Below are 12,277 nucleotides of genomic sequence, written 5' to 3'. Positions count from 1 at the left end.
TCTAGAAGTGATGTTGAACCGAATAGCTCTGCAGCTTCTCTCCATCCAGCTCAGAGGGGTGTCGTTCCTGTCTCTGGAGGGATCAAAGCTTTTAGCTCTTGAATTAAAACAGGTAGCTCAGTCTCAACTACATTCCAAACAATACTCAAATTAATATCATCGTATTCATGCACTAATCGATTCCGCATTCCGTTGATTTCCTGCCAAGGAATAGTCGGTAATGACTGTCGAGCTTGCTCTGAGATACGCTTCGCTGTTTCGGCAATAATCAAAAGGCGTCTAATCACTGCGTCTTGTAGTTGAAGGTTGGTCGTAAAATCCTCGCGAGAGCACTGATTCATGTATGTCAGGATCAATTCTGCGGATTGCAGTATATCAAGCAGATACTGAAGATCTCGTCCCATAAATTATCTGAGCGGAAGAAAGAATTTCGTGACGGCGTAAGTAGTTTAGACTCGATTCAATTCCTTGACGAGTAATGAGATCAACTTCTCGCTGAAATATTGTTTTAAGTTCTGCCTCCATAAGATCTAACGTTTGGAAAGTCGGACAAAAATCAGGATGAAAATCAACCATTATATCAATATCACTATCAGGACGAAAATCATGACGTAAAACAGAGCCAAATAGAGCAAGCTCAGTCACTTTCCACTTATGACAAAACTCAGTGACTTTCTCAATTGGTAATTCGTTCGCCTGAACAGTCATTTGATTGGTATCTCTAGTGCTACTGAAGTTTAATTAACTGACCGACTTAGCTCCTACTATACCCAGCCTATCGCCAACTATCACTCACAACCATCAAAGATGAGTTGTGTATTCCCTAGGAAGAGGCTTTTAGTTTTGGACATTACTTAAAACTAAAGCAGGAGCGATCGCCCTTAGCTTGTTCCTGTGTCCGTTCGGTAATGCTCTCTATCTGCTCCCGCCTTACTGTCTAGCACCGACTGATTTGCAAGAGATTTATGCTGCGATCGCGAACCTTCTACATGGGATGTAACTCTTCTGTTCCGAGTTCATAAAAGAATCTGACTCCTAAAGAGAATCTAAAAAAATCAAGGTTGTCAGTAGTTGAAATCTTATTCTACTAAAACACAGTAAATGCCTTTATGCTTCTTCTGCACTTTCTGTGGTTTTTCTCTGAGTACTTGGTAATCGGATATGTCTGAAGTTGACTTGTTGCAATCTAGTAATTACCTAGTAGGCATTGGTGCTGCTCTCTTGGTTTTGGTCGTATACGCCTTCTTATTCTGGCTTCTTAGGGCTAATTGCTAATTTTCTAATAGGGATAATAATCCTTATCTGTGCGGTACTCCCCTTCTTCATTGTGCAGTCAGGCACTCTATCTTCAAACTCTGATATTTGGATTCTTTCAGCAGTTTTAGGGGCTGCCTGTGCAATTATTAGTCTTGTAATCTATCCATACTCTAGCTTTTATGAAAGTCGAATAAAAGAAAAAATTGAGAAAAATATTCTTGGTCGCCGTGATTAAAAGCTATGTTAATGATGCCGCTTATCTTCATTGAAAATTTCAAGTAAATATTAATTTTTTTATGCTTTTAATTATTGATAGATAACGCTGCTTCTAATATCTTGTAGTTCTCTTCTTTCCCTGCCGCATACTTCAAAAAAGCTCGAATTGTGATCGCTTGTCTTTGAATTGAATTAACATCCGCGATCGCAACAACCCAGATGGCGAGGACATTTCCTTCAAGTTGCATAGCTACTGTGCAGAGACCCTGACCATCATCTGCACAATCAGCCGTCGGATCATCGCCAATAAACTCCATCCTCTGAACTACCTGTCTGATCGGCTCCTTCTGTCCCCCAATCAAACCTAGACTGTTAACCCTTGGTAGCGACTCCTGCTTAATGAGAGTGAACCTTCGCAGGTTGTCCTGAAACAAAGACGGCCCAGTGCACTGCTGACGTGCCCAGCGCTGAGTGAGTTGTTCACAAAGTTGTGGAATATCAAACCAGCGATCGAGCTTCAAATTCTTAAAGGTGCTGTAGTCATCCAGCAGAATCTCAAGGCTGCTTGCCGCGATCGCCCTTTCCTTTTGTGCAGATTCCACAAGTGTTTCCATCGGCACAGAACACAATCGCTGGGATTTTTCTTCCTCACAAGGCTGCGACACTTTAGATCTTCCTGCCCAAGTGATTGCCACTAAAGGGAGACGCAAGTGATAAGGACCCACCGTTACGGAAATCACTGTTGCCAGCTCTGCCACTGGTGGCGTTTCACTGAGGCGGCTATCCGGTTGACAAGCCGCTAACAGCAGAACTGTAAGTGCTGCAATCAGTCGCTTTAGTTCCATAGCCACTGACTATTAAGAGTGACTAAAGACATCTAATTTCCTCAGAGTGCTATTAACAACCAATCACTCTTTGCGATCGCGTAGTGATTAACAGTGATGACTGTTTTCTCTCCTCAATCTTGCTCCCTTCTTTCAGAAAAGTTCATAAGCGTGGTGTTCCCCAAGAAAGAGTGCTAGTTTCCTCATCAGCTCTGGCAATTTTCCTCACTGCCCAGCAGTGTTTTTATGCCTCCTCAGCTTTCACCCCCCCCAACCCTTTGTGGCAAGACAAGCGGCAAACGGCTGCAGACTGGTTAGCCTACTTTCAGCGTAATCATGCCCAATTACTGCCTTTGCCTGCCGAAGCCGGAATAACCGCTGCAGATTATCCGCCTGCTTTTTGGCGATCGATTGCCATGTTTCAACTGGGTGAATATTCCGAAGGCCATAACTTGATGCGGGCAACCCATCGCTGGATTGCCAATGGCGGTGACCCCGACTTAGCATCAGCAATGCAGTGGTTCATTCGCGAGGAACAGCGCCACGCCGCTGATTTGGGTCGCTTCCTCAAGGCTATTCAGCAACCCTGCCTGCGATCGCACTGGCTCGATCAAACTTTTCGGCGGTTGCGGCGACAGAACCTCAACCTCGAAACAGCGTTGACTGTCTTGCTCAATGCCGAAATTGTCAGTCTACTCTACGCCCAAGCTCTACAACAGGCGATCGCCTCACCCCTGCTTCAAACCATCGCCCGCCAAATTGAATGGGATGAGAGTCAGCATCTCCGCTTCCAAGCTGTGCAGTTGCAACACCTCCGTCGCGAGCGATCGCCATGGCGTCGCCGCCTCAGTCATGCCTTGCAGCGCAGCCTCCTCTGGCTAACCCTACGCGCCATTTGGCCCGATCATCGGCCTGTGTTTCGGGCCGCAGGCTGGTCATTCGCCAACCTCGAACAAGTAGCTTTTGCGACTTTGGCGTCAACCCTAGATTCCACTTTGGCCCGCCAACCTGTGCAGTCCCAGCCAGCCTAAGCCGTCTGTCGATCCCAGCAGCGATAGAGATGGAGGAGTTGATCGAAATAGTGACGAGCTAATTCCAGCTGAGGGAAAGACTTCACCGAAAGCTGATCGCTCCGGCAATCCAAAACACGAACTTGATGATCTTCAATATTGGCAACTGCAGGACTGAGAATGACGATCCAGCGACCGATATGTTGTCGTTGCGTTTCCATAAGAAAGACAGATGATTGTGCGATTAAAGTAGCGACAACAAGGCTAACAAATCGTTACCTAGGGCACGATTTTGCTCTGAACCAGAGTCAGTCAGCACAACGCTAAACTTTTGTAGAGCTTTATCCTCGGCTCCTAAACGGTTGCGATCGCCATGTTGATTCAGCCTGCTGCAACGACGTCTACCCCAGAGGTGGCTCTCGCAATCATCACCCAAGGTCAACAGTGGTTATTGCAGCTGCGTGATGACTTAGATGGGATCCTCTATCCGGGGAAGTGGGGCTTATTTGGCGGCCATTTAGAACCGGATGAAACTCCCCTTGCCGCCCTCTATCGCGAACTCCAAGAAGAGATTGGCTACTACCCCTCCGCCGCAACCCCACTCTGGACGGAAACAGAAGAAAGGGTCACTCGCTACCTCTTCCATGTGCCTTTGACCTGTGAACTATCGACTTTGCGGCTCGGCGAAGGGCAGGATTTCTGCCTCGTCGACGCCGCCGCGATCGCCCAAAGTCGAGTTTTCTCGCCCCGTTTACAGCAGGAACGAGCGATCGGTGCGCCCCACCAGCAGATTTTGCTGCGCTTCCAAGGGGAGTATTCGCACAAGCTTGCCCCCGTCATCAGGGCCTGACCGGTGCGATCGCCGTCAAGAATCCACCCCCAGGCATTCAATTTTTCTCTGATCTGTAAATAAATCCGCGATCGCCGCCGTGATCCCCGCAAAGAAAGTCTAAAGAGGTTGCCAGAGAACCCCAAATTGGCAGGCTAACCTGAGGTCATTCGTTGTCCTAGCAGGAATTTTCCTATGGCACTGCAACAGTTCGGCCTCATCGGGCTGGCGGTGATGGGTGAGAATCTCGCCCTGAACATTGAGCGCAACGGTTTTTCCTTGACGGTCTATAACCGCACGGCCGAAAAGACTGAAGCGTTCATGGCCGATCGCGCCCAAGGCAAGAACATTGTGCCGGCTTACAGTCTGGAAGACTTTGTTGCCAGCTTGGAACGTCCGCGCCGCATTTTGGTGATGGTTAAAGCGGGCGGCCCGGTGGATGCCGTGGTCGAGCAGCTCAAACCCCTGCTAGATCCCGGTGACTTGATCATCGATGGGGGCAACTCACTGTTTACCGACACCGAGCGCCGCGTCAAAGATCTAGAAGCGCTAGGTCTGGGTTTCATGGGGATGGGCGTCAGTGGTGGCGAAGAGGGGGCTTTGAATGGCCCCAGTTTGATGCCGGGGGGCACCCAAGCGGCCTACGAAGCCGTGGAGCCGATCGTGCGCAGCATTGCTGCCCAAGTCGACGATGGCCCCTGCGTTACCTACATCGGTCCTGGTGGCTCTGGGCACTACGTCAAGATGGTGCACAACGGCATTGAATATGGCGATATGCAGCTGATCGCCGAAGCCTATGACCTCCTCAAATCGGTGGCAGGCCTCAATGCCAGTGAACTGCATGATGTCTTCGCCGCCTGGAACAAAACGCCGGAACTCGACTCGTTCTTGATTGAAATCACGGCGGATATTTTCACCAAAGTCGATGACTTGGGTACTGGTCAGCCCTTGGTCGAGCTGATTATAGATGCCGCTGGTCAAAAAGGAACCGGTCGCTGGACGGTGGAAACGGCACTGGAAATTGGCGTTGCGATTCCAACCATCATTGCTGCTGTCAACGCCCGCATCCTGTCCTCGATCAAAGCCGAGCGTCAGGCAGCTTCTGAAATTCTTTCAGGACCGATTACCGAGCCCTTCAGTGGCGATCGCCAAGCCTTTATCGACAGTGTGCGCGATGCGCTCTACTGCTCGAAAATTTGCTCCTATGCCCAAGGCATGGCGCTGCTAGCCAAAGCCTCCCAGGTCTACAACTACGGTCTGAATTTAGGTGAACTGGCGCGGATTTGGAAAGGCGGCTGCATCATTCGGGCGGGTTTCCTCAACAAGATTAAGCAGGCCTATGATGCTGACCCAACGCTGGCGAATCTGTTGCTGGCACCCGAATTCCGGCAGACGATTCTCGATCGCCAGTTGGCTTGGCGGCGCGTGATTGCGATCGCGGCAGAACGAGGAATTCCGGTTCCGGCTTTCAGTGCTTCCCTGGATTACTTCGACAGCTACCGGCGCGATCGCCTGCCCCAAAACCTCACCCAGGCTCAGTGCGACTACTTCGGCGCTCATACCTACGAACGCACCGATCGCTCTGGCTCTTTCCATGCCCAGTGGTTCTAGGGCGACAAACTCCGGTCGCTGCGCTGGTCAGACGGACCAACTCCTTTGGCAGAATCAGGACTGGCAAGGCGATCGGAGAGCGTGATGGATGTGTTGGTGGTGCGCGGCATTCGCGCCTACGGCTACACGGGGTTCTTTGATGCCGAGCAAGAACTGGGCCAGTGGTTTGAGGTGGACTTGCGCGTCTGGGTCGATCTTCAGCCTGCTGGGGACAGCGATCAGCTCGGCGACACCCTCGACTACAGCCAAGCGGTACAGGTCGTGCAAACGGGGATTCGCCAGAGTCGCTTTCGCACGATCGAGCGATTGGCGGCTGATCTCTGCGATCGCCTGTTTCAGCAGTTTCCAGCCCTACCGGAATTGGAACTGACGTTGCGGAAACTGGCCCCTCCCATTCCTGACTTTAGTGGTGATGTCAGCTTGGTTCTGCGGCGATCGCGGAAGTTAACGGGTGCGGATTGATGCTAGCAAGGGGTCGAAGATGCTCGTTCTGGAGAGCTGACGAGACTGTTTTATAGACTTCAATCAAGAGATAAAAGTTGACTCGCGATCGTTAGATTTGGGGATATAATCCTGAGTTCTAATAGCTCTTTTTAGGGTTCCAAACTGTAAGTTTGAGGATTCACTTTGGAACTTAAGTCAATCCGAATTGAATTCGGGTTGGCTCTGATTATCGTGATCAATTGAGACCTAGCCGCGATCGCAAATCCATAGAACCCGTCTATTCCTATGACACTCGATTTGCTTGTAGTCAACTCTAAAAATTCGTGCTAGCGTCTGATCGCAATCCTCAATCCTCATGCAGCTTCGCAAGCGAGATGGATTGTTGCTTGTCTTGACCGAAGCAAAGGCTTGTCGTAGTTCCAGCTGTCCTCATTCTCTAGGTCGTTCTGCTATGAGCCTCGCTGCAGTCTTGGCGATCGCAATTTTTGTGGCGGTGATTCTGGCTGCCTCCTTTGAACTGACCGATCTCACGGTAGTCGCCCTGGTCGGAGCGATGCTACTCGTCCTGACGGGGCAGCTGACGATGCCCGAGGCTGTAGCGAGTATTGCTAAGGCACACGGGACCTTGGCCCTGCTGTTCGGGATGATGGTGTTGGTGCAAGCCCTAGAGGCAACGGGAGCCTTTAATGGTCTCGCCCATCGCGTTGTCCTAGCCTCACGGGGGGATGGCCGCCGTCTCTTACTGGGGATTATGTTGCTGACCAGCCCCATTTGCGCGGTCTTGCCCAACGCAACCACCGTCATGCTGTTGGCACCGTTGTTGCCGCCCTTGGCGAAGGAGTTGAAGCTCGACCCACGCCCGCTCTTACTGTTGCTGGTGCTGACGGCCAACAGTGCTGGGCTTCTGACTTTGGTGGGAGATCCCGCGACCTATATCGTGGCGACGGGTCTTGGCTTCAGCTTTGGCCAATATTTCTCACAGCTCAGTTTGGGTGGCTTGATTAGCTTGCTGGTGATAGTGCCGACCTTGCCTTGGCTCTATCGCAGCATTTGGACGGCACGCTTTCCAGTGCCTGATTTGACTCCGCCCCGCCCCCATCATCGACAGGCCATGCGAATGCTTTTAGGCGTGACGGTGGTGATGCTGGTCTCGTTCACCGTCGGCGAGATGTTGCCTGTGCCGCTGAGTCCTGATGCAACGGCGCTGGCTGGAGCAGCTGCAGCACTCGCCATCTGCCATCAAAGTCGCCTGATCACGGTCGATCGTCTGTTCGCTGCGATCGATTGGTCAACCCTGGTCTATTTCATGGGGGTCTTCGTGTTGATTGGTGGTCTGCAAACGAGTGGCGCTATGGTCTTGCTGGCTCAAGGCCTGACGACCCTGATCGGGACCAATATTCTCCAGGGGAGCTTGCTATTGCTGCTGCTGACGGGCGTGCTCTCGGCTTTCATTCCCAACATTCCTTTGGTGGCAGCGCTAACGCCGGTCTTGATTAGCTATTGCCAGACAGCCGGTCTCACGATCGCGCCTGATGCGATCGCCCCGCAGGCTTATCCGCTGTTCTTTGCCCTGATGTTTGGCGGCACCTTGGGGGGCAATGCTACGTTGATCGGCGCCTCTGCCAACTTAGTCGGTGCTGGAATTGCTCGCCAGCACGACACTCCGATTCACTTCCGTGACTGGCTGCCCTACGGCGTCCCGACGGTCATTTTGCAACTGTCTGCTGCGCTGCTCTACTGCTGGTGGCGTTCCTGAAGTTAGCCTCAGCTCTGTGGTGCAGCAGACAAGTCTCCTCAAACATGAAAAAGCCCGTCGTTCTCGTCAGAACAGCGGGCTAGCGGAGAGGTCAGAAACTGGGCCAAGCTTACAGGCGCTTGAGGTCAATGCCCAGCTCGCGAGCGTAGGCGCTGAGACCTTTCTTCTGCAGGGTTTTGATCGCTTTGGTCGACAACCGCAACTTGACGAAGCGGTTCCCTTCCGGCCACCAGATGCGCTTTTCTTGCAAGTTGACGTTTTGCAAGCGCTTGGTGCGGCGGTGCGAGTGGGAGATGGCGTAGGCGTTATTGGCCTTTTTGCCGGTCAATTGACAGACGCGAGACATGAACGGCTCCGGAGACTTTCGATTGCATGCAATTCACCATCATACCCTCTTGCCCTCCGAGCTTCGACCTGCAAGGGTGCGACAGAGCCAATCTCCAAGGCCATCCTCGACAAAAGCCTGGCTCTGTCCGGCTTGCTGCCAGTGGCGATCGCGGCAGTTGTAGATCGCTGGTGTTTGCCGTTGGCCATTGCGACTCAGCGTCAGGCGATATTCCCAGTGATTTTTGGCACTGCGTGTGATTTGTTCGATGCAAATGCGATCGCCCGCGATCGTGCGACAAGGAGCCGCGATCGCTTGAGGCATCAGCCCCAGCCAGAAGAAGAGAACCGCGATCGCACCGATCAGCCAGTTTTGCCACTGCAGTGGCAGAATCGAGGCGGTTTGGCGGCAGGGGAGTGCAGGCATGGGTCGAGCAATCGGGCTCTGGATCGGCAGTATCGGACTGGCAGTGAGTCTGGGTTCTGCCGCGATCGCCAATGCTGCTACGCAGTCCACCCTCACCTGTGAAATTTTAGTCGTGGGGGGTGGGCTCTCCGGGGTGGCTGCTGCCGAAGCAGGACTGTTGGCTGGTCGCACAGTTTGTCTGACCGAAATCACCGATTGGCTGGGTGGACAAGTCTCCTCGCAGGGCACCTCCGCGCTGGATGAAGCCGGTCTGCAGCAGACGTTGCAAGTTTATCCCCAAGGCTACCAACGCTTTCGCGATCGCCTCCGCCAGTTCTATGGTCGCGAGAATCCCGGTGATTGTTGGGTCAGCCAGATCTGCTTTTTACCCCGTGATGCGGCTCAACTCTTGGAAGCACAATTGCGTGAGGCCGAGCAACGCGGTCAAGGCAAACTGCATTGGCTGCCGAATACTGTTGTTAAATCTCTGCAATTCGATCGCGATCGCCGTTGGATTGAGTCGGTGACGGCGATTCAGCATCGACCGGCTACCGGAGCCCCGCCCCTCAATACCCTGCCGCTTTCCGCTTGGATCGAGGATGCCTATCGCCTCGAAGATTCCAAGCTGCTGGAGAAGAACGTCCTGCAACTGCAACCGCCTGCTGGTCAGCCGCAGCGCTGGCTCGTGATTGAAGCCACCGAAACAGGAGAACTGTTACCGCTGGCGGATGTCCCTTATCGCCTAGGCCTCGATCCGCGATCGCCGGGGAATCCGTCCTCGCCGGTGACTCAGCCCGACCCCTACTGCACCCAAGGCTTTACCTACACGTTTGCCATGGAGCAAACACCTGAAGCTTATCAACCGGAGCGACCCGCTTTCTACGATCGCTACGCGCCTTACTTCAGTTATGAACTGTCGCGTTTTGCCAACCCTGACACGCTGTTTACCTATCGGCGAATTTGGGCACCCCAACCGCGATCGCCACAGCTGCAGCCCGGACGCAATGTCACCCTTCCGCAGCCCGGTGATTGGTCCATGCAGAACTGGACGTGGGGCAATGATTATCGACCGGGAACATCCGGCGATAATCTCATCCTCAGTGCCGAGCAATTGCGGGCCAGTGGTCAACTAGAACTGGGTGGCTGGCTGGGTGGTCTGCGCACCGAAACCCTGCAGCGGGGCGAAGAACATGCCCTGTCCTTTTTCTATTGGCTGTCTCAAGGCAACACCGATTCTCAATTGGGGCCGAACGTCAAACAGCCCTTTCCCTTCTATCGACTCTTACAAGGGATCGATCAACCGATGGGAACGGCGAATGGGCTCTCCAAATATCCCTACATCCGTGAAGGCCGGCGGCTCATCGGTCGATCTTCCCCGACCTATCCCCAAGGCTTTTCCTTGGTTGAAACCGATATTGCCCGACCCGACTACACCGATCCGCTCTATCAAGAGACCCTGTCGCCCCAAGACTATGCAGCCTTGCGGCAGCGTCTGGCACGAGAAGCCATCTTGCAAAGGAATTCTGAAGCAAGTCTACCGATCGTGCCGCGGCCGCGCCTTTTCCCCGATTCCGTTGGCATCACCCAGTACGCGCTCGATTTTCATCCCTGTCTGACCCAGTCCCCCCCCGAAAAACCCGGCAATACTGAACGAGCTGGTGTTCGGCTACCGCAGGGCTTAGCGTATCCAGGACAAATTCCCTTGCGGGCCATGATTCCGCAACGGGTCGATAATCTGCTCGTCACCGGCAAAGCGATCGCCTTTAGTTACAGCGTGGCGGCGGCCTACCGTGTCCATAGCTTTGAGTGGTCGTCAGGCGTAGCCGCAGGAACTGTGGCTGATTTTGTGCTGCAACAGAAAATCACCCCTGCTGAGTTAGTCGATGATTTACCGCGCCAAGAACCACAACTCGAAGCCCTGCAGCGACGGCTGGTGAATGCGGGCAATCCGATCGCCTTTCCGGGAACTACCCTGCTCGATCGCAATTGGCTACGCCCTTGAACCCTGACTGGCATCCGCCAAGATGAAAAGGTTGAAATAACCGCGATTGCAATTGATAGAGCTTGCTCTTGGTGATCTTGAAACCGCATCTGTAGTGCAGTTGCAGCAGTGGGCTGAACAGGCCGCGAGTCAACAAGACTGGTCAACAGCGCTGCAACTGATTGAATTGGCCGCTTGGCAGGAACCCGACAATCCTCAGATTTTGTGCCGGTGGGGAGATTGGTTAGCAGCGGCTGGACAACCTGAAGAAGCGATCGCGGCTTATCAAGCAGTACTAGAGTTCCAGCCCGGTTGCCCTCAGTCGATCGCAGCTTGGGCGGCTGTTCTCAATGAGCAAGGTCAATTTGCTGAAGCGATCGCTCTGCTCGATCAGGCTTCAGAACAAACGGCAGACCTCTGGCATCAGCGAGCTGTTGCCTTACAGAGTTTGGGGGACTGGCCACAGGCTTTAACGAGTTGCGATAGCGCTTTGCAACTCGATCCGACAGCCGCTGAGTCGCAGTTCCTGCGCAGTAAGTTGCGGTTAGGTCTGGGCGATTGGTCGCAAGGTTCGCCAGAGTATGAGAGTCGGTTGCTGGTGTTTTCAGAGCTACGCGATCGCCTCCCCAGTTTTGGTTGCCCCCTCTGGCAAGGCGAGGATCTCACTAATAAAACGCTATTGATTTGGGGCGAACAAGGTTACGGCGATCAAATTCAGTTTGTCCGCTACTTATCTGTCTTGCACGATCGCTGGCCAGAAACACCGCTCTTATTACTCGTTAGTGAGCCATTGGTCGATTTATTCCGACAATTGGCGATCGCTAATCTACAAGTTGCTACCCAATTCACTTTTGAGACTGAATCAGCCTACGACTTTCATCTGCCACTGTTGTCATTGCCTGAACGACTCGGTGCCACGGCTGACGTAATTCCACTCGCTCAGGGATATCTGCCGCGATCGCTGCAATCTGAGATCAGACTCCAAGCCAATCCTCGTCAGCTGCAGGTTGGCTTTGTTTGGCAGGCTGGAGAGACCAGCGATCGCCGCTATCAATGGCGACAAGCTAGTAAAAGTGTGCCGCTAGAGCAATTTCTTCAGTTGCGATTGCAGGTGAATCATTGTCAGTTTTGGAGCCTGCAAGTAGGCCCGGCTCGTCAATCACTCCTCCAGAACTGGGATTGGGCAGACTGTGATCTCGCTGATCGAATGCACTCATTTGCCGATACTGCCGCTGTACTCAATCAGATGGATCTCCTGATTACAGTGGATACTGCGATCGCGCATTTGGCAGGTGCTTTGGAGATTCCGACTTGGCTGCTTCTGCCCAAATTCGCAGATTGGCGCTGGAGTCTGACTGGGTCAGAAACCCCTTGGTATCAATCAATGCGGCTCTATCGGCAGGCGATTGCTGGGGATTGGCGATCGGTCTTTGAGCAACTGCAGCAGGATTTGAATTCTAGACCCTACTAGACTGAATCCTTACTGAGTTGTAGGACTATTCTGCTGCGACTGCTAGTCCTTTTTTCTTTGCAGCTCCAGCAAAACGTAGAAAACTGAGCAGGCTAAGGGGCTTTATGGTGTCTCTAGATGGGCATGGTGGGTAGGTTTGAAGCAATTA

13 protein-coding genes are annotated in these 12,277 nt (G+C 52.8%); 7 read left to right on the top strand and 6 right to left on the bottom strand.

The features are described from left to right. Positions 1 to 50: 50 nt before the first annotated feature. The 3 genes from SYC_RS07780 to SYC_RS07775 form a co-directional block, all read right to left on the bottom strand. Positions 51 to 341 (bottom strand): HepT-like ribonuclease domain-containing protein, encoded by a 291-nt coding sequence (locus tag SYC_RS07780; protein WP_231621370.1) that lies wholly within the window; start codon positions 339 to 341, stop codon positions 51 to 53. Between the two features lie 34 nt (positions 342 to 375). Further along, a complete protein-coding gene (locus SYC_RS13600) occupies positions 376 to 708 on the bottom strand; it encodes a nucleotidyltransferase family protein (protein WP_011243774.1) in 333 nt (110 codons plus the stop codon). A gap of 851 nt (positions 709 to 1,559) precedes the next feature. Next, positions 1,560 to 2,318, bottom strand: coding sequence for a hypothetical protein (locus SYC_RS07775; protein WP_011377409.1), 759 nt, complete (start codon positions 2,316 to 2,318; stop codon positions 1,560 to 1,562). A 257-nt stretch (positions 2,319 to 2,575) separates the two neighbouring features. Between SYC_RS07775 and SYC_RS07770 the strand changes: the two genes are divergently transcribed. Then, on the top strand, positions 2,576 to 3,328 hold the full coding sequence (locus tag SYC_RS07770) for a hypothetical protein (RefSeq protein WP_162010027.1): 753 nt from the start codon (positions 2,576 to 2,578) through the stop codon (positions 3,326 to 3,328). Here SYC_RS07770 and SYC_RS07765 read toward each other — a convergent pair. Next, positions 3,325 to 3,528, bottom strand: a complete 204-nt coding sequence (locus SYC_RS07765) for a hypothetical protein (protein ID WP_011377411.1) — start codon at positions 3,526 to 3,528, stop codon at positions 3,325 to 3,327. The genes SYC_RS07770 and SYC_RS07765 overlap by 4 nt on opposite strands. Before the next feature lie 152 nt (positions 3,529 to 3,680). On the opposite strand from SYC_RS07765, the gene SYC_RS07760 reads away from it, so the two are divergent. The 4 genes from SYC_RS07760 (at position 3,681) to SYC_RS07745 (ending at position 7,947) form a co-directional block, all read left to right on the top strand. After that, entirely contained in the window at positions 3,681 to 4,157 is a 477-nt protein-coding gene (locus SYC_RS07760; protein WP_011243771.1) for an NUDIX hydrolase, read from the top strand. A 174-nt stretch (positions 4,158 to 4,331) separates the two neighbouring features. After that, positions 4,332 to 5,747, top strand: a complete 1,416-nt coding sequence (gene gndA, locus SYC_RS07755; protein WP_011243770.1) for an NADP-dependent phosphogluconate dehydrogenase — start codon at positions 4,332 to 4,334, stop codon at positions 5,745 to 5,747. A 45-nt stretch (positions 5,748 to 5,792) separates the two neighbouring features. Beyond that, positions 5,793 to 6,209 (top strand): dihydroneopterin aldolase, encoded by a 417-nt coding sequence (gene folB / locus SYC_RS07750; protein ID WP_234701758.1) that lies wholly within the window; start codon positions 5,793 to 5,795, stop codon positions 6,207 to 6,209. 433 nt (positions 6,210 to 6,642) lie between these two features. After that, positions 6,643 to 7,947: an SLC13 family permease gene (locus SYC_RS07745; RefSeq protein WP_041677000.1), complete on the top strand. Its 1,305-nt coding sequence runs from the start codon at positions 6,643 to 6,645 to the stop codon at positions 7,945 to 7,947. Positions 7,948 to 8,056: 109 nt separating this feature from the next. Here SYC_RS07745 and rpmB read toward each other — a convergent pair whose 3' ends face one another. Together rpmB and SYC_RS07735 are read right to left on the bottom strand one after the other, a co-directional pair. After that, complete coding sequence (gene rpmB / locus SYC_RS07740) at positions 8,057 to 8,293, bottom strand: 50S ribosomal protein L28 (protein WP_011243767.1); 237 nt, start codon at positions 8,291 to 8,293, stop codon at positions 8,057 to 8,059. Between the two features lie 39 nt (positions 8,294 to 8,332). Further along, positions 8,333 to 8,698, bottom strand: a complete 366-nt coding sequence (locus SYC_RS07735; RefSeq protein ID WP_011243766.1) for a hypothetical protein — start codon at positions 8,696 to 8,698, stop codon at positions 8,333 to 8,335. Between SYC_RS07735 and SYC_RS07730 the strand changes: the two genes are divergently transcribed. Further along, the gene (locus tag SYC_RS07730; RefSeq protein WP_011377415.1) at positions 8,697 to 10,679 is read left to right on the top strand and encodes an FAD-dependent oxidoreductase; all 1,983 of its coding nucleotides are present in this window, start codon (positions 8,697 to 8,699) and stop codon (positions 10,677 to 10,679) included. The two genes, SYC_RS07735 and SYC_RS07730, sit on opposite strands and share 2 nt — an antisense overlap. Before the next feature lie 94 nt (positions 10,680 to 10,773). Further along, a complete protein-coding gene (locus SYC_RS07725; protein WP_011243764.1) occupies positions 10,774 to 12,129 on the top strand; it encodes a tetratricopeptide repeat protein in 1,356 nt (451 codons plus the stop codon). Positions 12,130 to 12,277: the final 148 nt, after the last annotated feature.

The organism is Synechococcus elongatus PCC 6301 (assembly GCF_000010065.1).
Classification (GTDB): domain Bacteria; phylum Cyanobacteriota; class Cyanobacteriia; order Synechococcales; family Synechococcaceae; genus Synechococcus; species Synechococcus elongatus.
This window is presented reverse-complemented; position numbering and strand designations above follow the sequence as displayed.

Bases quoted from the DNA above. Each gene is read 5' to 3' on its own strand.
- SYC_RS07780 (WP_231621370.1), bottom strand. From the start codon at position 341: ATGAATCAGTGCTCTCGCGAGGATTTTACGACCAACCTTCAACTACAA.
- SYC_RS07765 (WP_011377411.1), bottom strand. From the start codon at position 3,528: ATGGAAACGCAACGACAACATATCGGTCGCTGGATCGTCATTCTCAGT.
- rpmB (WP_011243767.1), bottom strand. From the start codon at position 8,293: ATGTCTCGCGTCTGTCAATTGACCGGCAAAAAGGCCAATAACGCCTAC.
- SYC_RS07760 (WP_011243771.1), top strand. From the start codon at position 3,681: ATGTTGATTCAGCCTGCTGCAACGACGTCTACCCCAGAGGTGGCTCTC.
- SYC_RS07775 (WP_011377409.1), bottom strand. From the start codon at position 2,318: ATGGAACTAAAGCGACTGATTGCAGCACTTACAGTTCTGCTGTTAGCG.
- SYC_RS07735 (WP_011243766.1), bottom strand. From the start codon at position 8,698: ATGCCTGCACTCCCCTGCCGCCAAACCGCCTCGATTCTGCCACTGCAG.
- SYC_RS07730 (WP_011377415.1), top strand. From the start codon at position 8,697: ATGGGTCGAGCAATCGGGCTCTGGATCGGCAGTATCGGACTGGCAGTG.
- SYC_RS13600 (WP_011243774.1), bottom strand. From the start codon at position 708: ATGACTGTTCAGGCGAACGAATTACCAATTGAGAAAGTCACTGAGTTT.
- SYC_RS07745 (WP_041677000.1), top strand. From the start codon at position 6,643: ATGAGCCTCGCTGCAGTCTTGGCGATCGCAATTTTTGTGGCGGTGATT.
- gndA (WP_011243770.1), top strand. From the start codon at position 4,332: ATGGCACTGCAACAGTTCGGCCTCATCGGGCTGGCGGTGATGGGTGAG.